Source organism: Streptomyces sp. NPDC028368 (assembly GCF_055565615.1).
The window spans coordinates 1-20,352 of the sequence record NZ_JBVHTY010000033.1 but is presented as its reverse complement, the minus strand read 5'-3'; the positions used below and the strand labels follow the sequence as shown (position 1 = coordinate 20,352).

19 protein-coding genes and 2 pseudogenes are annotated in these 20,352 nt (G+C 67.8%); 13 read left to right on the top strand and 8 right to left on the bottom strand.

Annotated elements, in window-relative coordinates; translation table 11 throughout:
- The first annotated feature begins 87 nt into the window (after positions 1-87).
- The 4 genes from ACZ4S3_RS39505 (at position 88) to ACZ4S3_RS39490 (ending at position 3,861) form a co-directional block, all read left to right on the top strand.
- Positions 88-1,110, top strand: coding sequence for a GlxA family transcriptional regulator (locus tag ACZ4S3_RS39505; protein ID WP_467943547.1), 1,023 nt, complete (start codon positions 88-90; stop codon positions 1,108-1,110).
- Between the two features lie 587 nt (positions 1,111-1,697).
- Positions 1,698-2,576, top strand: a complete 879-nt coding sequence (locus ACZ4S3_RS39500; protein ID WP_467943524.1) for a hypothetical protein — start codon at positions 1,698-1,700, stop codon at positions 2,574-2,576.
- A gap of 12 nt (positions 2,577-2,588) precedes the next feature.
- Positions 2,589-3,269, top strand: coding sequence for a hypothetical protein (locus tag ACZ4S3_RS39495; RefSeq protein ID WP_467943522.1), 681 nt, complete (start codon positions 2,589-2,591; stop codon positions 3,267-3,269).
- 16 nt (positions 3,270-3,285) lie between these two features.
- Positions 3,286-3,861, top strand: a complete 576-nt coding sequence (locus tag ACZ4S3_RS39490; RefSeq protein ID WP_467943520.1) for an Rv0361 family membrane protein — start codon at positions 3,286-3,288, stop codon at positions 3,859-3,861.
- Positions 3,862-3,928: 67 nt separating this feature from the next.
- Here the strand turns inward: ACZ4S3_RS39490 and ACZ4S3_RS39485 are convergent, their stop codons facing one another.
- Positions 3,929-6,310 (bottom strand): helix-turn-helix domain-containing protein, encoded by a 2,382-nt coding sequence (locus tag ACZ4S3_RS39485; protein WP_467943518.1) that lies wholly within the window; start codon positions 6,308-6,310, stop codon positions 3,929-3,931.
- Positions 6,311-6,473: 163 nt separating this feature from the next.
- Here ACZ4S3_RS39485 and ACZ4S3_RS39480 point away from each other — a divergent pair, with 163 nt between their 5' ends.
- From ACZ4S3_RS39480 to ACZ4S3_RS39470, 3 genes are all read left to right on the top strand, one after another.
- The gene (locus ACZ4S3_RS39480; RefSeq protein ID WP_467943516.1) at positions 6,474-7,535 is read left to right on the top strand and encodes an AfsR/SARP family transcriptional regulator; all 1,062 of its coding nucleotides are present in this window, start codon (positions 6,474-6,476) and stop codon (positions 7,533-7,535) included.
- The gene (locus ACZ4S3_RS39475) at positions 7,532-8,269 is read left to right on the top strand and encodes a DUF6585 family protein (protein ID WP_467943514.1); all 738 of its coding nucleotides are present in this window, start codon (positions 7,532-7,534) and stop codon (positions 8,267-8,269) included. Before ACZ4S3_RS39480 ends, ACZ4S3_RS39475 begins: the two co-directional genes overlap by 4 nt.
- 224 nt (positions 8,270-8,493) lie before the next feature.
- A complete protein-coding gene (locus tag ACZ4S3_RS39470; protein ID WP_467943512.1) occupies positions 8,494-9,249 on the top strand; it encodes a PE-PPE domain-containing protein in 756 nt (251 codons plus the stop codon).
- 115 nt (positions 9,250-9,364) lie between these two features.
- Here ACZ4S3_RS39470 and ACZ4S3_RS39465 read toward each other — a convergent pair whose 3' ends face one another.
- A complete protein-coding gene (locus ACZ4S3_RS39465) occupies positions 9,365-10,006 on the bottom strand; it encodes a TetR/AcrR family transcriptional regulator (protein ID WP_467943510.1) in 642 nt (213 codons plus the stop codon).
- 96 nt (positions 10,007-10,102) lie between these two features.
- On the opposite strand from ACZ4S3_RS39465, the gene ACZ4S3_RS39460 reads away from it, so the two are divergent.
- Positions 10,103-10,822: a hypothetical protein gene (locus ACZ4S3_RS39460; protein ID WP_467943508.1), complete on the top strand. Its 720-nt coding sequence runs from the start codon at positions 10,103-10,105 to the stop codon at positions 10,820-10,822.
- 183 nt (positions 10,823-11,005) lie between these two features.
- On the opposite strand, the gene ACZ4S3_RS39455 is transcribed toward ACZ4S3_RS39460, so the two are convergent.
- A complete protein-coding gene (locus ACZ4S3_RS39455) occupies positions 11,006-11,956 on the bottom strand; it encodes a helix-turn-helix domain-containing protein (protein ID WP_467943507.1) in 951 nt (316 codons plus the stop codon).
- Between the two features lie 71 nt (positions 11,957-12,027).
- On the opposite strand from ACZ4S3_RS39455, the gene ACZ4S3_RS39450 reads away from it, so the two are divergent.
- A complete protein-coding gene (locus ACZ4S3_RS39450; protein ID WP_467943506.1) occupies positions 12,028-12,360 on the top strand; it encodes a cupin domain-containing protein in 333 nt (110 codons plus the stop codon).
- Positions 12,361-12,711: 351 nt separating this feature from the next.
- Here the strand turns inward: ACZ4S3_RS39450 and ACZ4S3_RS39445 are convergent.
- Positions 12,712-12,977 (bottom strand): annotated as a pseudogene (locus ACZ4S3_RS39445) (IS5/IS1182 family transposase); the annotation flags it as partial.
- A gap of 225 nt (positions 12,978-13,202) precedes the next feature.
- Between ACZ4S3_RS39445 and ACZ4S3_RS39440 the strand changes: the two are divergent.
- Genes ACZ4S3_RS39440 through ACZ4S3_RS39430 form a run of 3 tightly spaced genes read left to right on the top strand, consistent with a single transcriptional unit; the run spans position 13,203 to position 15,250 of the window.
- Positions 13,203-13,616 (top strand): PadR family transcriptional regulator, encoded by a 414-nt coding sequence (locus ACZ4S3_RS39440; protein ID WP_467943504.1) that lies wholly within the window; start codon positions 13,203-13,205, stop codon positions 13,614-13,616.
- Positions 13,613-14,650: a hypothetical protein gene (locus ACZ4S3_RS39435; RefSeq protein WP_467943502.1), complete on the top strand. Its 1,038-nt coding sequence runs from the start codon at positions 13,613-13,615 to the stop codon at positions 14,648-14,650. The genes ACZ4S3_RS39440 and ACZ4S3_RS39435 overlap by 4 nt, the downstream gene beginning before the upstream one ends.
- A gap of 48 nt (positions 14,651-14,698) precedes the next feature.
- On the top strand, positions 14,699-15,250 hold the full coding sequence (locus ACZ4S3_RS39430; RefSeq protein WP_467943500.1) for an IS5 family transposase: 552 nt from the start codon (positions 14,699-14,701) through the stop codon (positions 15,248-15,250).
- 31 nt (positions 15,251-15,281) lie between these two features.
- Here the strand turns inward: ACZ4S3_RS39430 and ACZ4S3_RS39425 are convergent, their stop codons facing one another.
- Positions 15,282-16,181 (bottom strand): aminoglycoside phosphotransferase family protein, encoded by a 900-nt coding sequence (locus ACZ4S3_RS39425; protein WP_467943499.1) that lies wholly within the window; start codon positions 16,179-16,181, stop codon positions 15,282-15,284.
- A gap of 383 nt (positions 16,182-16,564) precedes the next feature.
- On the opposite strand from ACZ4S3_RS39425, the pseudogene ACZ4S3_RS39420 reads away from it, so the two are divergent.
- Positions 16,565-17,687: pseudogene (locus ACZ4S3_RS39420) on the top strand (IS701 family transposase).
- 305 nt (positions 17,688-17,992) lie between these two features.
- On the opposite strand, the gene ACZ4S3_RS39415 reads toward ACZ4S3_RS39420, so the two are convergent.
- The 3 genes from ACZ4S3_RS39415 to ACZ4S3_RS39405 form a co-directional block, all read right to left on the bottom strand.
- Complete coding sequence (locus ACZ4S3_RS39415; protein ID WP_467943497.1) at positions 17,993-18,523, bottom strand: hypothetical protein; 531 nt, start codon at positions 18,521-18,523, stop codon at positions 17,993-17,995.
- Positions 18,524-18,645: 122 nt separating this feature from the next.
- The gene (locus ACZ4S3_RS39410) at positions 18,646-19,071 is read right to left on the bottom strand and encodes a hypothetical protein (protein ID WP_467943495.1); all 426 of its coding nucleotides are present in this window, start codon (positions 19,069-19,071) and stop codon (positions 18,646-18,648) included.
- Between the two features lie 1,142 nt (positions 19,072-20,213).
- Positions 20,214-20,300 carry a hypothetical protein gene (locus tag ACZ4S3_RS39405; RefSeq protein WP_467943546.1) on the bottom strand — a complete coding sequence of 29 codons (87 nt, stop codon included), beginning with the start codon at positions 20,298-20,300 and terminating at the stop codon, positions 20,214-20,216.
- Between the last annotated feature and the right edge of the window lie 52 nt (positions 20,301-20,352).

Sequence of the window (20,352 nt, the reverse complement as noted above, 5' to 3'; positions counted from 1 at the left end):
TGCGGCGGCAGGGAACAGTGACGCCGGTGACGGCAACCACCAAATTCCTGCCGTACCTTTGGCGACATGAATCCTGGTTCCGTGGCCGTGGTCGTGACCGAGGACATCGGAGTCCCCTCGTGGGATCTGTACGAGTTGAGCATCCCCTGCACCGTCTTCGGAAAGCCGCAGCCCGACCTGGCCGACCCCTGGTACGACCTGCGGCTGTGCAGTACGGGGGAGCGCCAGCCGGACGGCTCTTCGGCCGATACCGGGTTGTCACTGCGGACCCGCTACGGGCTCGATGACCTTGCCGGCGCCGACACGGTCATCGTGCCCTCGGTGCCCGACGCCTGCGTCGACGAGGGGAGACCGCTGCCGCAGGCGCTGATCACGGCCCTGCGCCACGCCTACGATGCAGGCGCTCGTATGGTCTCTCTCTGTACCGGCGCTTTCGCTCTCGCCGAGGCGGGGCTGCTCGATGGACGACGAGCTACCGCCCATTGGATGCACACAGCTCAACTGGCCCAGCGCTACCCGAAGGTGCAAGTCGACGACTCGGTGCTGTACGTGGACGACGGCGATGTGCTCACCAGCGCCGGGCTGACCGCCGGACTCGACCTCTGCCTCCATCTGGTACGCCGCGACCTGGGCGCACACGTCGCCAATCAGCTGGCCCGTCGGATGGTGGTGCCTGCCCACCGGCCGGGCGGCCAGGCGCAGTTCATCGACCTCTCCGTGCCCACCACCGACGACAGGAGCCTGGGGCCCGCATTGGACTGGGCCCGTACGCACCTGGACCAACCCCTGACGGTCGAGGACCTGGCACAGCGCGCAGCGATGAGCCCGCGGACCCTCTACCGGCGACTCCAGGCAGCCACCGGGACAACTCCACTTCAGTGGCTCCTCAATCAGCGCCTGGGACGGGCCCAAAGCCTCCTGGAATCGACAGACTTGCCCATCGAAAAGGTCGGAGAGCTGAGCGGCCTTGGCACGGCGAACAACCTTCGCCACCACTTCCTCAAACAGATCGGGGTGTCGCCAAGCCATTACCGGCGGGCCTTCCCCCGGACGATGCCCGTGTCGTCCCCCTCCCCGTCTGAGAACCCGGCCCAGGGCGGGAAGGGCTAACAGGGGATTGACCGCGGCGCATCCGATGCCCCGGTGACGCCAAAGGCGACCGGGCCAGACGAATAATGGGCCTGCCCGAGGGGGCAGTTACAAGGCGCTGGATGGGCAGGGTGAACCATAGGTGTCCGGCCTCCCCGCCGGCCTCGATTGGGCGCCGTGGGCAGCACCCGCTGGGACAGCTCCCACCACAGGTCCTGCGGGCCACAGGTCCGGCGGGCTTCTCCGTCACGTAAGGCCGCTCGCACCGGCCCGAGCACCGCAATTCGGAGCCCCTGAGGGGAACCGGTAACTCCGCCCATCCCGAAGACTCCGCTCCCGCGCACGATCGCGTTTCATCGGCATTTCAGCGCCTCCTGCGATGGTTGGCGGATCACCACCGAGAACCGCCCGGAAACAGGGAAAACGGCGATAGGTGGAAGGTACCTGGCACGGGGAAATCGCCACGCCGGTAGGCGCCGTCGGGGAATGGCAATCGCCGACGTCTGATGAGACGTCGGCGAGATCCGTCAACCCATTGCTGCGCACACCTTGCGGGCCCAGCAATGGGGTTGGCATAGCCAGATCACGATCGGGGCGAAAGCATGCGTTTGTCAGCCAGATTCAAGCGACTCCTGGCCGCGCTGGTAGTACTGGTCGCAGTATTCGGGTTCATTTCCCCGGCGGCGGCCAAGCCGGTTTCACCCGTCCAGCTGTGCGCGACGCAGTTCGCGGCGGTCCAGCAACTCGGGGCGGAGATCCGTGCGCACAACGCCAAACCTCATGTATTCCGAATGCCGCAGCAGTCCACGGCCGCGGCGGCGTACAACGCGGAGAAGGCGTCTCTAGAGGCGCGCAGGCCCGCCGTCCTGGCCCAAGCGCGGGCCTGCCTGGACGCGATGACGGCCCTGCAGGACGAGGGGGCGGGCCCCTTGGGCCTCAAGTCCCCCACTGCGCGAACCTTATCCAAGATTGAGCAGGCAAAGAAGCTGGTTCCGCCGAACTGGACCGCACCCCCGCCGCCCCCGAGAGGCAAGAACTGGACAGTTCCTAAAGACTCCCCGATACGTCCGCTGTTCGAGGCCCTCCGAAAGGGCAACCCTGGCAGAGTAGGCGACATCAAGCTTCGTGGAGTCGCGCGGCCGCAGGCCACGGACAGAGATCCGGCATATCCGGTGGCGTCCGGCCGTAAGATCGGAGCCTATAACTCCGGGAGGTCGAAGGTCTCGCCGGACCACGTCATCCCCTTGGCCGAACTCGTCCAGATGCCGGGCTTCATGAAGCTCTCGCCCCGGGACATGTACGTGCTCGCGCGTGCCAACCGGAACTTCCAGTGGCTGTCGAAGGCAGCGAACGAATCGAAGCAATCCAGGAGCGCAGCCTACGTATCGGGGGCTGACCCGCAGTGGATAAAGAATCAGATTACGCTGGAGAACGAGACCCGCCTTAAGTTGCAGGGAATCATCGACCAGCTTCTCAAGAGCCAGTAACGGAGGCCAGACATGGGCTCGACCGAAATCGCCGCTACGCTGGAGGATTGGTCACTGACGTTTGTCGGGGAAGACTCCGTTGAACTCTCCCGGATCCCTGAAAAGTGGCGGCCGATCGCGCTGTCGGCCAACGCCGAAGCCCGTCGCCAAACGGCGTTGTCGCTGTGGAACCAGAACTTCCTTGAGCTTGTGCCCGAGTTCGCCGAGGTACTGGACGCGCACTGCGTCGACGTGCGTGCCTGTATCACCGACGACTCTCCCGTGCTGGTTTACGTTCTGGAGACGGAAGACGGCGAGCTGGTCTCCTGGGTCGGCTATGACCCCGGCACTTTCGAGGTGCCGGACTTCTGGGAGAGCTTCCCGGAACCAGTACGGGTGTTCCTGCGCGAGGTTCATGCGGGGTTCGTCTCGGAGAGCAGGGACGGGTTCGGTGTGGCGCGGCCCGTCGACATGGGCACCATCGCCGCGCTGGCCGACTTCCCTGACGGCGTCCCCGGCTGGGAAAACGAAGCCGGCATCGCGTCCACGCGCCTGCTGCACATCACGACAGACGGCGGCATCCTCAAATACTGCCTGTCCCCGGATCTCGAAGTGGGGCAGATCGCCCTGGTCTACGAAGGGGACGTCGATCCAAAGGACTTCGGCCAGGAGCTGGACGAGCTCTTGATGTCGCGCTTCGAGGACCCGTCCTGATCAGAAAGGCGTGGAAATGTCACAGCAGCCCGGTCAGGGGCCGCCGCCTCCTTGGCCTCCACAAGGAAATCAGCCGCCGTCCATTCCGCCGGGGGCTGGGCCACAGCCGCCGATGGCGGGGGACCCGCCGCCTCCCCGTCCGCCATCTCGTCGCCGCAAGAAGTGGTGGTATTTCGCGGTGGCCGCCGCTCTTCTTGCCGCTGGCGGAGGCGTCATGGCATACCTGCTCCCGGACCGGGGCGAGAGCGAGCAGTCGAGGATCGAGAAGGTGGTCGCGGACTTCGCCCTCGCGGTCGACCGAGGGGACACGCCCAAGATGATCAGCATGCTCTGCCTGGAGGAGGCCCGCGGCATCGCCGAAAACGGCGATGACCTGGGCGACAGCGAACGCGATACCCAATCGAAGCCGATACCCATCAAGACATCGGATGTCAGGATCAAGGGGAAGGTCGCCAGCGTCGTGGTGACCAGGCCCGCCCAGAAGCCGACCTCTGTCTACCTTCAGAAGGAAAAGGGCACGTGGAAGATGTGCGCTCCCGCTGAGAAGTCCCGCCAAGCCCCGTCCGGGCGCGCATCTGCCTCGTCAGGCTGATCCCGATGTGAGGGAGAGCCTGACGCGTGCGGTGGGGGGCGTCGACGTGAGGCCGGGAAGATCGCTGTTATCGGGCGGGCGTGGGGCCATCTGGTCCGGTCGGCTGTTGCGGGACGTGGCGTGACCGGTAGGCGTGGGCGAGATGGTGTTGCAGGCGGGCGTGACGGAACTGGTAGACCGCACCGGCTTGGCGGAGGACGCCCCGCTGGTAGGCGTCTTCGAGGAAGGCGACGACGGACCAGGGCAGCCGGCCGGTCAGCGGCAGCCAGATCCGGGAGAAAACCGCCCACTGGCCCCAGGCGGTCAGACTGAGCGCATAGCCGAGGGCGCCGCCGAGCCCGCTGATGACGCCGAGCTTGAGCGCGGCCGTGAGATTCCAGACGACCGGGCCCAGGATCGCCGGTATGAACCGGATCACCACCATGGACCCGAAGCCGACCAGGAGTCCGAAAGTGGGTGACCAGACGAGGAGTTGGGTGGCGACCGTCCGGCAGTTCGTGCGCAGGAGGCTGACCGGATTGACGGCGGAGCGAATGTCGAGGGGAGCTTCGAAGAGGGCCAGGAGACCGAAGGTGGGTCCTGCTGCCAGCGCGAACACCAGGCCGTAGATGATGCCGTCGCCGAGGCCGACGGCCAGGACGGTCGGGAGGCTGACGTGATAGAGGACGCCGTTGAGCGCTCCGCGTACGAAGCCGTAGCCGACGCCGAACACGAGCCCGCACAGCAACCCGATCACCAGTCGCGGGAGGGCTCTGCCCCTCGTCTTGCCCTCCCTGCCGAATATCTTCATGCGCACGCCGGACGGCTCCACAGCCGTGTCCTTGGCCGCGACCATGAACCAGTACGCGATCCCGAACAGGAGCCCCGAGAGGATCCCCGCGACCAGCCCGTCCGCGAGCTGGAATTCGAAGGAGTCGAAGAGGGTGCCGACGACACAGTCGACGAACCCGATGGCCAGACAGATCACCAGCGCGCTCGCCAGCGTGCGCGTGGTGCGGCGCAGCCCGCAACCGAGCCGCCACCACTCCAGGTTGGGGGTGTCGAGCCGGGTCAGGTGGTGGGCCAGGTAGCCGAGCCAGTACTGGGCGCGTTCCGGGTCGAAGGCGTGGTGCGGCGCGCTGCCCGGGAGGTGCTGGGGCCGCGGGCGGTAGACGGTGGCGGTGAAGTTGTCGAGGAGGTGGTCCTCCAGCTCCTCGGGGCTGCCGAATCGCCGGGTGTCCAGGAGCGAGGCCGGGTCGCTGTCGGGGGTGTCGCTGTAGACGGCGCGGGCGAGCGTGACCATCAGCGGGGTGGTCAGCACCGCAGCGAGGTTGGCTCCGGCCCGGCTGAGCGGCCGCTCGCGCAGCTCGCGCAGCACGGGATCCCAGGCGGTCGCCGAGGGGACCCCGCCGCGGGCCTTGCGCGTGGTGCGCGGCAGGTAGTCGGCCAGGTCGCTCAGCGTGAGATCGCTCAGATCCACCGCGGCGGCGGAGGTGAGCACGTCGGTCTCCGCCACGGCGGCGGCGTACTCGGACGGACGGCTCGTCAGCAGCAGGGGAAGGGTGGTGGCGTTGAGCGCCTCCAGCGCGGGACGGCGCAGGCCGCCGGCGATCTCGTCGAAGCCGTCCAGCACGGGGAGCACCCGGCCGGTCTCGACCAGTGCGGCGGCCAGGCTCGACCCGCCGGGCCCCGGGCCGGCGAGACCGGGGTGATCACGCGTCAGTTGCGCCGCCAGCCAGTCCCGGAACGTGATGGCGGTCGGATCCCACGAGCCGATGCTGAAGATCACCGGTACGGCTTCGGCGCGGCGCCTCGACTTCAGGTAGTCCAGGACGAACCGCACGGCGAGAATCGTCTTCCCGGAGCCTGACCGGCCCAGCACCACCAGCCGCCCGGACGGGATCCGCCGGTACACGCCCACGATCTCGTCCAGTCGCCCGCTCAGGTCCAGCGGGCCGTGCATACCCCCGGCGGGCAGCCGGCGGATGTTGGCCCAGTGATCGGTCAGCTCCTCGGCAACCGGCCGCCACTGCAACGGCAGCGGATAGGGATCGTGGACCTGCCGCTGCTCCTCCTCGCGCTGCCAGCGGGCCGCCACCGTCTGCGCGAGCTGCTCGGCGATGTCGGCCAGGGTTTCGTGGAACGCCGACCCCTGCTGGTCGCCGGCGAGCGGTTCGCCATGCCCGGTTGCGTCGTCCGGCCGACTCTCCTCCCCGGTTGCGTCGTCCGGCGGGCTCCCCTCCCCGGTCCGGCGGACGGCCGCCGTCAGCAGCCCCTCGCGTTCCCCGGGGCTCAGCCCGAGCGCATCGGCCAGCAGCCGCACCGTGGTCACCCTGGGGTCGGCGCGCTCGCCGGTCTCCAACCCGCGGATGGTGCGCACGCCCACTCCGGCGCGCTCCGCCAAGGCCTCCTGAGTCATCCCCGCCTCGCGCCGCAGCCGCCGCAACAGCGCGCTGAACTCACTCGCCACAGGTCATGCCCTCTCCCCCGACATGTCGATTTCCCCAGGTGAGGGACTCTAGCGCGGCCACCGGCCGGATACGGCCGGTCTGCTGGCCTGTCCGTTGCCCGGTGCCGGGGCCAGCGTCGACGTCATCCGCCCGACCGACCACCCGGAGCCAGGGGAGCCCGCGATGCCGCCGACCGCAACCGCCGCCCAGCCAACCGTCACCACGCTCACGCTTCAGGAGCGCGAGGTGCTCTACGCGGTCGGCTGTGGCCTGAGAGACGCCGAGGTCGCCTCCGCCCTCGCCCTCCCCAACGACGCCGTGGCCGGACACCTCGCCCGGATCCTCGCCAAACTCGGGCTGCGCGACCGAGTCGCCGCCATCGTCCACGCCTTCGACTGCGGCCTGGTCGTCCCCGGCCACGGCCCCCGCGAGGCGGTAAGCCTGGTGCCGCGGACCGTCATCCGCCGGTCGCACGAACCACAGGTGCGGATCTCCATGCTCGGACCGCTGCAGGCATGGTGCGAAGGACAGCTCGTGGACCTGGGACATCTCCGCCAGCAAGCCGTGCTGGCAGCGCTGGCGCTGTGCCCGGACGGGACGGTCAGCCAACAGGAACTGCTCGGCGGAGTCTGGGGGATGGAGCCGCCAATCACGAACGTGGTGCCGGTGTACATCCATCGACTACGGAAGATCCTGCGCATAGGGGACAGCCCGGACTCGGTGATCCAGCGCGATCGGTGCGGCTACCGGCTGGTCCCCGGCGCGGTCGAGGTGGACGTGACGCGCATGGAGGACCTGGTCACCGCTGCCGGGACGGCCGAGCGAGCCGGCGAACTGACCGAGGCGGTCCGCTTCTGCTCCCAGGCGGTGGACCTGTTCCGCGGGGAGCTCCTGGCCGGCCTGCCCGGACCCTTCGCCGACCTGGAGCGGCTGCGGCTCACCGAGCGCCGGATCGCCCTCGTACAGCGGAAGGCGGACTGGCAGCTACGGCTGGGCCGGCACTCCGAGGCGATCGCCGAACTGTGGGCCCTGGCCGTGGCGCAGCCCCTGAACGAACCGGTCGCCGCGATGCTGATGCGTGCGCTCTACCGCAGCGGCCGGCAGGCCGACGCGTTGGCCGTGTTCGACCGCACCCGCCGCCGTCTGGCCGATGACCTGGGGGTGCCACCCGGCCAGCTGCTGAGGCGGACGCACCAGATGATCCTGCGCGGGTACGACGCCGGCCTCACCCGAACCACGCCATGACCCGACCGACGCCGCGTACCCGCGGTGAAGAGCTGCTTCTGGCGAGGATCTCGGCAGCGGCCGGCCGCGCCTACCTCGGCAAGAGACGTGCCACCTACACGGGAGCCGCACACACGACCCGCGCGCCTGCCGGCCCGGTCCGGGCGATCCGGGGCCTGCTGGCCTTCACCCGGTACGGTCGGTACGGCCGGTCTTCCGCGCCGACGTGCGCCGACGCGCGCCTGGACATGTACGAGCACGGGATGACGATTGCCGTAAAGGGGCGGATCCACGTCGTCCGCTACGACACCACCTCTGTGTTCCAGAAAAGCGTCGGGCCTCCGCACGACTCGGCCCGAGTCGGCGCCACTCGCACCTACACGCTCACCGATGCCGAAGGGGAGCGGGTCGTGCTGTACGGCGGGCCGGAGGACAGCGATGCGGAGGAATGGGGGCCCGAGCTCCAACGGGCCGTCACCCGTGCCCAACTGCCCCTGGCACTGGCCGCGCTTGACAAGGGCGAACGGCTCACCTTCGGTGACGTCTGGCTGACCAGGGAGGAGATCGGGTCCGCAGAGGTATCCGCGCGGTGGCCACAGGTGCAGCAGATCGAGATCAAGCGGCAGGAGGGGGCCATCAGGCTCAACATCGATGGCAATTGGCGCACCCTGGCGCCAACCGCCTCCAACATCCGGAATCTCTTCGTCTTCTGCACGCTCGCTGAGCGCTTCCGAACAGACGGCGCGCACTCATGACGACGAGCCGATCCCGAGCCCAACCCCCGCTGCCCACTACCCGCTGGCGATCCCGCGGACCGCCGCAATGGGCGCCTACGGGTGGACCCGGCGACCCCGGCGATCCCGGCAACCCCGGCGACCCCGGCGACCCATGCGTTTCATCGCAATTCCAGCCCCTGTGGCTAACCTCAAGGCCGACCACGGCATTCATGAACTACCTCAACTCAAGGGGACCCAGAGCGATGACCCTGTCCGGCAGGTGGAAGAAGACGATCGGCGCTGCCGGTGCGACGGCAGCCATGGTGGCCGTCACCACCGTCGCACCCACCGTTGCCCACGCCGATACGGTCCACCACTACTACCTGGAGGTTGGCGGCACGGGCTCGGCGGCGCCCGCGCCCGACTGCACCTCCACCTACACATTCGCCAACAAGCACCTCAACGGTGGCATTCCGGTGCCGGTGTGCTACCCGGCGAGCGCCGGACCCTGGCTCAACGGCCGCAACGTTCCGGATGTCAACGCACCGAGCTTCGACGCCAGCGTGCGCGAGGGATACCGCAGTCTGTTGGCCACCGCCGAGGACACCTACCACCGCGATCCGGGTGCCCGTTTCACGATCGTCGGCTACTCCCAAGGCGCGCACGTGGCCGACCAAGTGCTTCAGGCGATAGCCAACGGCGACACTGACATACCCCGTTCGCAGGTGAACGGCATGCTGTATGCCGACCCGTTGCAGCCCGGCACCGGCATCTGGGCCCGGGTCCCGAAGGGTTGGAGTGCCTTCGGCTTCACCTCTCCCGGCGTCGGCCCGGCGAAGTTCGATGGCGTCCCAGTGCAGCGATTCTGCATCCGCACCGATGGGGTGTGCGACGCCACCTCGCTCCAGTCCATCGGCGGCTTCCTGAACCAGCACCCCAAGTACTGGCAGGACGGCAACGTCATGACACAGACCATCGGCCACGACGGCGGTGACGGAATCGTCTGGTACGACTCCTGACGCCCCGCCACGCGGGCCGGTAGCCCGGGGGATGTTGTGCAACGGTCCGACCGGCGCAGCCCGGTCGGACCGTTCGCGTGCGGGAACGGCTGCTCAAATCGGCCGCGTCTGCGCCTCACGCGCGGGTGTCATCGTCCTTCGTGAGGGTCTCGAATGCCGTACACAGGAGCTTGATGCTTCGCTGGAACTTCTCGTTCTGGCTCAGTCGGGGCATCTGCTCCATGACGAGGGGGAAGTGCGCGCGCAGCGCGGCGTAGGTCTCCGCGGTGACGGTCGGTGCCAGGGGCTCGGTCTGCTCCTGGAGTACAAAGCCCGTGACGTGGCTGAGGAGGGTGTCGGCCGCGATGCCGCAGTGCTCGGCGGGGACGCCGGCGTCGAGAAGGGTCTTGAGGAGGCGCTCCATCAGGGACAGGCCGCCGGTGCTCAGTGTCCCGGGGCTGTCGGCCAGCAGGAGTGCGCCGCCCGGGTGCTGCTGGATGCTCCGGCGCAGTTCAGCGGCTTGAACCTCGATCTCTTCCTGCCATGTCGCCTCGGGCGGGAGCGCGGCCAGGGCGGTGCTGCCGGCGTCGTACGCATGCCGGCAGACGCGGTCGGCCATCAGCGCGAGCAGTTCGTCCTTGCTGCGCACGTGGTAGTAGAGGCTGCCCGCGTGGGCGCCGAGCCGCTCGGCCACTTGGCGCATGGACAGGCCGTGGTATCCGGTCTTGGCGAACGTGGCCATGCCGGCGTCGACGATCCGCTCCCTGGTGAGCTTCATGGGTCCACCCTAACAACTGTTTCAAACAGTGTTGGAAAAGTCGTGCTAGCCTCACCGCTGACCAATTTCGAACACTGTTGGAGAGGTACGGGGGACATGGGCGGTCTGCTGTTCAACGCGACCACGGCTGCGTTGATGGTGATGATGATCAACAGTGGGCTCGGCGCGGTGGGGCGTGACTCGCTGCGCGGGCGGCCCGTCCCGTGGGTCGCGGTGGGCCTGACCGTGCTGGCGGTGGCCGGTGTCGTCCTCCAGCTGTGCTGGGCGGGGGCGATGGCCGCACTCGACGACGATCCCGCCAAGACCGGCTGGTGGCGGGTGGTCACCTCGGTCTTCATGCAGAACGGCGGCGTCGGCGGCGCGCTCTGGAACATCGCCACCCTCGCCTTCGTGGCGGCGCTCGCGCAGTGGCTTTGGGGCGGTCCGCTGACGGCGCTCCTCTTCGTCGCCGGCATCTTCCTGCCGGAGCGGATCGACGCCCTGCTCGGCCTGGGCGGTGGCCCCAGCGCCGACCCCCGCAACTTCGCGGGCAGTTCCGGCGCCACCTACTTCCTGGGAGCGACCCTGGCCGCGGCCCTCCTGACACGCACCCGGATCAAAAAGGAGCAAGCCCTCGCGGTTGGCGTCCCGACGCTCGGGCTGCTGATGTGGTTCGCGCAGGACAACGGCCACGGCCTCGTCGCCGTGTACGGCTTCGCGCTCGGAACCGTCATCTGGGCGGTACTCCGTTGGACGCAGCGCTCGGGGACGCCGGATGACGCGGTGGAGACCCGGTCCCGCAGCGCCCGCCAAGTCAAGCGCTCATCCGCCAAGTGAAGCGCACGGTCACACCTGCACACGTACACGTACATGCGCTGTGACTGAGCGCCTCAGCTGGCGGGCAGGGTAACGACAGGCGCAGGGGATACGCCTGGGGTGCTCGTCTTCTCCCGCGTGTGTCGTAGCGGGTGGCCACGGCTCTGAAGCGTTTCAGCCTGTTGAGGGAGAAGCCGGTGAGTGTTATCGCGGGTCGGCTCTGAACGCCCTGCGGTAAGCACCTGGTGTCGTGCCCAAGGCGCGAAGAAAGCGCCTGCGGAGGTTGGTGGCCGAGGAGAGGCCGACGCGGCGAGCGACGGCCTCCAATGGGAGGTCGGAGGTTTCCAGCAACTCCCTTGCCACGGCTATCCGCTGGGCGAGCAGCCAACGCCCGGGGCCGATGCCGAGCTGGTCGGTGAACCGACGGGCGAGCGTACGTGACGACACGCCGGCCTGCGCGGCCAGGTCCTCGACGGTGAGCGGTTCGCCGAGTCGCCCAGTCATCCACTCCAGCAATGGTGCGAGCGAACCATCGACCTGGGCGGGGTGTGGCGGCGCCGCGTACTGCAACTGCCCGCCCTCTCGATGGGGCGGCATGACCATGCTCCGAGCGACCTGCGCGGCGTATCCGGCCCCCTGGTCCGCGCGTACCAGGTGGAGGCACAAGTCGATGCCGGCTCCGGCGCCTGCGCTGGTGGCCACGTCTCCGTGATCCACGTAGAGCACGTCCCGGTCGATGTGGACGGCTGGGAAGCATGCGGCCAGTTCGTCCGCTCGAGCCCAGTGCGTGGTCGCCCGTCGCCCGTCCAACAGACCGGCGTGTGCCAGCGCGAAGACGCCGGTGCAGATGCTGACCAGCCGCGCTCCGCGGTCGTGTGCGCGCCGCAGGGACCGGATGATGGCAGGTGAGGGTGGCTCCTGGGTGGGCAGCCACCCGGGGACGATCACGGTGTCTGCCTGGTCGAGCACGTCGAGTCCGTCGGCCACGTGCATGGCGTACCCGGCGCATGTCGCGACGGGTCCGGGGCGCTCAGTGCACACGCTGAACGCGTATCGCGTCGGAAGTCCTGGCCTCTCGATCCCGAACACCTCTGCCGCGCAGCTGAGTTCGAAGGTCGACTGCGGTGAGCGGACAAGTGCGACTACTCGATGCATGGCAGGAAAGTACCTCAGGATGTCATCTCTGACACTCGGCCGGGGGTACACCGGTCGGGGAGGCTGGGTCCATGACGACAGACCAGAACATGTCCGGCTATGAGTGGTCCACCGTGCAGGACGCCCCGGTTCGCGAGCTCTTCCCGGGCATCCGCCTGCGCCCGCTGTGGCTCGGAGGTAACGGCGCGACGGCACAGGTCGTCGAGATGGACCCGAATACGTGCTGGCAGGGAATCGACGTTCACGAACCGGGGCCCGAGGAGGTCTTCGTCGTCTCCGGCATCTTTAACGACGGTGACCGGGACTATCCCGCCGGCTCCTTCATCCACGCCTCCGCAGGTACCTCGCACATACCGCAGACGGTGACCGGCTGCACGCTGTTCGTTTTCTACCCCGAAGGTTAGATCGCCCACCAACGGTTACGGAGAGGGGCTTCAAGGCTGCCACCGGTGGGGAATCCGCAGTGGCGGGCTGTCAATCGGTTGGATTGTTCCTGCCGCGAGGGTCCCGGGAATTCGACGAGGTGGTGCTCGCGCCCCAGTTGGCACAGAGCAGGGCGAATAGGCGGTCGGACGCCAACGGGTCGGCCCATAGTTGGGCGGCAGAAGGAGCCCTATGTCTTTCTCTTTCACCGGCAGTGCGGGAGTGCGGGAGTGCGGCAGCAGTTGGGGCCACACGGTGCGAAGGTGGCCTCCCCCGAGGCCCGCTACATCACGGGCGAATTCCTCAACAGCAACGGCGGCGCCGCACTTGGGCGCTGACGGAGTCACCCAGCCGTGGACACCCCCAGGGCGCTCGTCAATGCGCGTGGCCACGGCACGGAAGCCCTCGAGCACATTGATCGTTCGCTCGACTTCGTTGGGCCGCTTGTAGATCGTCTTGCCGAAGCCGGTGGGCCGACCGCCCGCGCCACCACGGTGCGGGCGGTTTGTCCGCTGGTCCTGGTCCTTGCGCTCGGGAATCGTGTGCTTGATCTGGCGACCCGCAGAAAGCGGCGATTCCGGCAGGACGAGTACGCCTGAGTCTCCACGAGGACGCTGCCCCACGTCCCCAACCACCCCGACCGTGCGGTTTCGCGACGTGCCTGTTCGCGCCGACGGTCTCCGGCCGGTACCCGGAGAAGGTCCCGCAAGAGGTCCGCCCCGTGCCGCTGCTCGGCGAGCCCTGCCGGCCCGAAGACTCATGACCGGGTCGGCGGCGACACCTGCCCTCCCTTATATATCGGAAGGCAGGATATAGTGCGGGCATGACTTCCAGAGGTATGACGCAAGCTGCGTTCTTCGTCCTCACCGCGCTGGTCGACGAACCGCGGCACGGTTACGGAATCGTGCAGGTGGTCGACGAGCTGTCCGAGGGGCATGTGCAGCTCCGGATCGGCACGTTGTACGGCGTACTGGACCGACTGGCGGCCGACGGGCACATCGAGCTGGACCGCGAGGAGGTGCAACAGGGCCGACTGCGCAAGTACTACCGCCTCACCGACGCCGGTGGCGCAGCCCTGTCCGCCGAGGCGGAGCGGATGGCGGCCGGCGCACGCGCTGCGACCCAGCGGATAGCCGCCCACCGCCCCACGACCACCGGGCCGGCTCCCACGACCGGCGGGCCAGCTCGCGCGAGCCGCTCGGTGCGTCGCCCGGGTATCGCTGGAGGTACCGCATGACGAGTCTGCTCGAACAGCGCTACCGCACCGCCCTGCGCCTGCTGCCCTCCTACTACCGCACCGAGCGGGAGGAGGAGATGGTGGAGACCTACCTGCACGGGATCGACGAGCAGGCGCAGGACGAGATGCGCCCCGCCTGGGGCGAGGTGGCCAGCATCGCCGCCCTCGCCATCCGCACCCGGATGGGCGCCGCCGGCGCCCCGGCCCGCTACGCCACGCTCGGCGCGATGGTGCGCCTCTTCGCGCTGCTGAGCGTGTTGCTGCATGCGGCCTCCGCACTGACCGAACGGGCCGTCTTCCTCACCTGGTTCAAAGGCGCCCCCGCGCCGGACCGAGAGCTGTCCCTGGGTGGCTTCACGGGCCACGGCGCGCTGGCTGGGCTGTACGAGGCGGCGTTGTGGCTGCTCCCGCTGGCCTGGACGGTGGTCTACCTGGCGCTGCTGCGCGACCGCAGGCGCACCGCCTTCGTCTTCGCCGTCCTCGCGGCCCTTCCTGACCTGGCGTCAGCCGTGCAACACGCGGGTGGCGGATGGGGCACCGTGTCGGTCTCCCTCTCGCTTGCGACTGCGGTGTTCTCCTGGTTGACCGTCCTCACTCTGTGCTGTGGCTTCCACTGCGACGCCCCGCGCGCCCGGCTCCCGCTGGCGTCACCCGGGCTGGTCCTCATGGGCACCTGCGTCCTCATGGGCGCGTCGATGGTGGTGTGGCCTGGGGCTGCGGTGACGGGATGGGCCGGCGGTTCGGCATTCATCGCCGCGGCCGCCGCTTGGCTGGTCGCCCGGCGCCGGTCACCGAAGTACGTGGCAGACCCCGAACTGCCCCTCGCACTGGCCACGCTCGGCCTCGCCGTCCTCGTAGAGCGGACCCTCACCCTCGCGTTCGCGCTCCAAGCCCACGCTCCCGGCTCTCTCATCGCCGCGACCACCGTGCAGGCGGGCATCGTCGCCCTCCTGGCGGCTGCCCTGACCACAACCGGTGCCCGCAGCCTGGCCGCACGGAAGGGCTGCAGGCTGAGGCCGACACGAAGGGCCTGATCGCCTGGGATGTGAGCGTGGACTCCACGATCGTCCGCGCTCACAGGCATGCCGCCGGGGCGCGTAAAAAGGGCCCTCCAGAAGGAACCTCCCGGCGGCGTCGACACCGAGCCCGACGATCACGGGCTCGGACGCTCGCGCGGCGGGCTGACGACCAAGCCGCGCCTGGCGGTCGAGCAGGGACAGACGCCGCTTTCTCTGCTCGTCACCGCCGGGCAGCGGCATGACAGCCCGCAGTTCCAGCCGGTCCTGCAGGGCATCCGGGTGCCCCGCATCGGGCCGGGCCGACCACGCACCAGGCCGGACAAGGTCCGTGCCGACAAGGCGTACGGCTCCCGCGCGAGCCGCGCCTACCTGCGCAGACGAGGCGTGCGCTGCGCCATCCCGGAGAAGTCCGGCCAGGTCCGCAACCGCAAGAGGCTCAGCTCCCGCGGCGGCCGCCCGCCCACGTTCGACAAGGAGGACTACAAGAAGCGCCACGCGGTCGAGTGCGGGATCAACAGACTGAAGCGCCACCGGGCCGTGGCCACGCGATACGACAACCTCGCGGTCGGATACCAGGCCACCGTGCTACTCGCAGCCATCAACGAATGGCTATGACCAGCACGGTCCCCACACGCAGTGGGATGCCTCAGCCCTCATCCAGCACCGCCTGGATCACATGCCGGGCGTTGTGTGCCATCGCCGGGTTCGTCCTGCGGTAGTACGGCAGCGCGATCAGTGCCTGCGAGAGCGTCCGCCCCCGGCCGCGGCTCCAGGTCGCGTCGTCCACGCCCAGCGCCTCGCGGAAGACCTCCCTCGAATTGGCCGGCAGCAGATTCCACGCCGGAAACAGATCGCAGGCCGGATCGCCCACCCCCGTGCACCCGAAATCGATCACCGAGGTCAGCCTGCCACCGACCACCAGGAGGTTGCCCGGCATGAGATCGGCATGCAGCCACACCGGCGGCCCATCCCAGCCCGGGGCCCGCAGCGCCTCCTCCCATACGGCGGCGGCGGCATCGCAGTCGACGCCCTCCTGCGGGATCTTGCGCAGCACCTCGATCGCCGCCCGGGTCTCCGCGTCGAGCGAGGCGACCGGCCCGCCGCGATGGGCCTTCGGTGCACCTGGCAGAGTGATGCTCCGCATCGCCGCCACGAACTCGGCCAGATCCTCAGCCAGCAGCACCGGTTCACTCAGTGCCCCCGCCTCGGGGTTCTCCCCGGCCAGCCACCGATACACCGACCACGGCCACGGATACCCTTCGGCGGGCTCCCCATCCCCGAGCACCTCGGGGATGGGCGTGCGCAGGTGGAGCGCGAGTCGGGGCAGCCACGTCCGCTCCATCGACACGTCGTTGGCCCCGCCCTGCACCAGCGGTAGCCGTACGACCATGTCGTCGCCCAGCCGGTACATGGCGTTGACCGTGCCGCCGGACGGAATCCGCTCCACCGCCAGCCCCGCCCATTGCGGGAACTGCCCGGCGATCAGCCGCCGTACAAGGTCTTCGTCAATAGGGTGCATGCCGGGATGCATCTGCCCTGTGCTCATGGCACGTCATCCGACCGCCGGGCGCCGACGGGCGTCAAACGCTTTTCCGACCAGCACTTTCGCAACACGCCCTGATACTGCGACGGTGCTTGATACTGGAATGACGCGACTGCCGCTGTCTGGAAAGTCACTGCGGCAGTCACTCTGCTTCGTGAGCTAAAATTCAGCCTCTAGTATTCCAGCAGGATTTTGCTCTCCGAGCTGCGGGTTTCACTGGGCGGCTGGAGTGTAGCGGGCTGGAGGGTGGTCAGGGGCGGTCTCGCGGAGGCCGCCCCTCGAACGTGTGCCGCCGCTGCTGGTAGTGGCAGTGACCAGGGAAGCCCCCCGATGTGATCACCGAGCGTGCTGCCGAACACTGGGACCTCGAACCGGACGACCTCTTCCTGACCATCGGCCACCGCTTCCGCCGCGTCGAGCTCCGCCGCCGTATGCGCGACTACGTGCGCGGCCTGCTCGCCCCGGTAGCCCGCAAGAACAGCTGGCAGCTGGCAGCTGGCCGAGCACGCGGGCCACTCCACTCCTGACGGACTGCAGCACCTGCTGGCCGGCGCGAAGTGGGAGCCCGACGACATCCGCGACGACCTGCAGGAATACGTAGCTGACGAGCTCGGTGAGGACGGCGGGGTCCTCATCATCGACGACACCGGCTTCATCAAGAAGGGCACCACCTCCACTGGGGTCCAGCGCCAGTACTCCGGGACTGCCGGCCGCACCGAAAACTGCCAGATTGGCGTCTTCGCCGCCTACACCACCGCCCGCGGTCGGGCTCTGGTGGATCGTGAGCTGTACCTCCCCAAGTCCTGGGCCGAGGACCGCGAACGCTGCCGCGTGGCGAGAGTCCCGCACGAGCGGGCCTTCGCCACCAAGGGCGAACTGGCCAGGCGCATGGTGCTGCGTGCCCTCGCCTCGCCGCTGCCCATCGCCTGGGTCACCGCAGATGCCGCCTACGGACAGGAGAGCCGCTTTCGTCGACTACTGGAACAGTCGGGCGTCGGTTACGTGCTGGCCGTGCCCAAATCCCAGTTCACCGTGGGCTGTCTCCGCATCGAGGGCCTGTTCGCGCAGGCACCGGACGAGGCGTGGGAAAAGATCTCATGCGGCAACGGCGCGAAGGGACCGCGCGTCTACCAGTGGGCGGCCGTGCGGCTGCCGGCCGTTGCCGAGTACGACTACCAGGGCGAGGTCCCCCACCGGATGCGGTGGGCGCTGGCCCGGCGCAGCATTAGCAAGCCCGAGGAGATCGCCTACTACCTCGCCTATGCCCCGTTGGCGACCACCGCCCACCAGCTGGTGCGGATCGCCAGGTCGCGCTGGGCGATCGAGGAGTGCTTCCAGGCCGCGAAGAACGAGTGCGGCCTGGACCAGTATGAAGTCCGCCGTTACGTGGGCTGGTACCGCCACATCACTCTCGCCATGCTCGCGCACGCCTTCCTGGCGGCCACGACATATCAGGCCAGGGAAAAGGGGGCGGAACCGGTGAGACAGCCGGGGCCATCGAGCTCATAGTGGCGGAGGTTCGGCGACTCCTGGCAGCTTGTCGTCCCCGGCCCCCGCATCTGCGGGGACGCTGAGGCCGGCGCCACGCGATGAGCTGGTCGAGCTGGCGCCGACGACGCCAAGCAGTCGCACGCCACTGCCACTATCAGCGGCGGCGGCACACGTTCGAGGGGCGGCCTCCACGAGACCGCCCCTGACCACCCACCAGCCCGCTACACTCCAGCCGCCCAGCGAAACCCGCAGCTCAGACAGCAAAATCCTGCTGGAGTACTAGGGCTCGGCCGACTCAGCTGGGCCAGCCTCGTGCAGCCATGTCACTTCCGTGCTTGACAATAGTTCATGGCGTTGTTTCCTCTGAACCTTGCAACCTCTACTTCAACCCTGTAGATCCCACGATTGTCAGCCGCGTAGGTGTGCCACTCCTTCCAGGTGTCATAACCACCTTTGTTGAAATGCCACGACCAGAGCCTGATGTGTCCGTCCGAGTGCGTCGTTCTCAGCCGAACACCTACGGGGTATCCGTCGGCGAGCCTATCGTCCACCGACAGCGTCACCTTGACGCGTTTTGCACCCCAATGGTAATTCTCCACCCTGACGAAGCCGTTGGCGCCGGTCGTTCTGCAACTCACATCCACAGTAGACGCGTTGGCTGTAGCAGGCAGAAACGCGGTCAGTACCAAGGCCGCCGCACTGACTCCCGCTGCCTTCTTAGTGATATGCATGGTCCCCTCATCGTTGTAATTACGATCGAACACGATCATGAGAACGCCGAAGGAAAACGTCAAGCTGAATTCAGGCCGCTTGCTGCGACGCTCGATGACACATCGCCGGGCTACCTCGTTCATGTAAGCCATCCACCTGGCCGGCGTTCACACCGCAGAAATCTCCCTCCGCTGCTCGATGATCCAAACGAAACGGCGTATCCTTCTCTCAACCTGTTACTGTGGGCCTGGGGTATACGAACTGATCAGTTGTGAGCCCAGAAGGCTGCGACGTATGCGCTGCCCTTCGGGGCGACCAGATACCCCGTGATGTTGACCGGGGAGCCCTCCTTGAAATCGAAGTCGCAGGTCTTGGAGTGTCCGCTGAGCGGCCTGCACTTCTTGATCTTGTTGGAGCTGGCGCTGGACAGCCGTGCCTCAAAGTTGGTCCCGTCGCCGGGAGTGTCCTTGACGACCGCAGAGTCGTCCTTTGGCCGCCAGGTCACTTGGCCAACCTTGAATTGGCAGACCGCACCTCCACACCAGTAGTACTCGAACGTTTGTGGCTTGGTTGCGCCAGCCGCAGACTGCACCCGCAGCGTGTAGCCGTCCTGTGTCTGTGTGGTTGCCGTCGCGGTTCCGGTGAGGCTGATCGCCATTCCAGCAGCGGCCAGCCCCGACAGCACGGTCATCCTCAGGTTGCGCCTCATTTACGTTAGTTCCCCGTTTTCAATCATGGATGATCCGCACCTGCCCGGACACGCCCTTTGCCTGCCTTGCGTACCCGCACGCCCTCCGACGCCACCAGCCTCGTGCCGCTGTCACTTCGACTCCACGTTGCTGGCCTGAACTCCACTATGGAGTCCGCGCATCCGTTCGCGATCGCACTCCGGGCCTTCGTCTCGGCGCGGTCAGCTTTCAGCGGAGTTTGGCTGCAATCCATTCGGTGGCAAAAGCCGGGTAGTCGGGTCACGTTGCCGTGACCCGGTACTGCAACGGTGTTTGCCGTGCCGGTTGGGCAGTTCTATGGGCTGTGTCCGCGTCGTGTGTAGTGACTGATGCGGGCCTGGTGTTGGCGTCTGCGGCGCCGGTGTGACCAGTGGAGGGTGTGGTCGACGGGTGTGGGTTGACGGTGGGTGAGTCGGGTGATCAGACGTCTGATCTCGGCGAGGCTGAGAAGCCGTTGTCGTACCGGCCATGAGGCTTGTTTGGTCGAACAGGGTCCCAGATCGCGTGATCGTGAGGCGGTCGGCGCATGAGGACAGGGCCTCTTGGCGGCTCGGACTGTGAAGCCGGTCAAGCACTGGGAGGCGGCACTCGACACCCACCTGGAGATCTATTCCAGGTCACCGGTACACGCGCTCGATACGCCTCTGCAGGCTCGCCAGTTGGCACACCAAGGAGCCGCTTTTTCAAACCGCAGCTATGCCCTTCAGGGCAGGCTGACTCGACGCGTGACGAGGAATGCCCAGACCGTAGGACACGGCCTGGGCTCTCACTTGTTATCTCTAGCCGTGACCTTACTTGGCGCGCGCATACCACTGCAGTAGCCCGCAACCTGTACACCGCCTGGCCACCACTCGATACACCGACTCGTGTCGGCGCTCCGCTTGGTCCCCCGAACGAGAGAGCACTAACTGTGAGTTACGGAACATGCGGGCGTACGGAACCAGCTCCTCCTGCGGCGCAGATAGGCCACAAGCCGTGCAGGTTATTGCCTCACTCATGTGATCCTCGTTCTGTCAGTGTGGGGCGGGCGGCCCGAGCACGAGGCCGAGCACGCCCATTCCGTGGTGAGCTTGTTCCGCCTTGACGGACACCATCGGTGTGGTGGTCAGGCTGCGAGTGCGGTCTCGTATTCGGCGGGACTGCGGTAGTCGAGGCTGCTGTGTAGTCGGTGCAAGTTGTACCAGCCCTCGATGAAGTCGAAGATCGCAGTGCGGGCGGTGGCCCGGCTGGGCCAGGAACCCGTG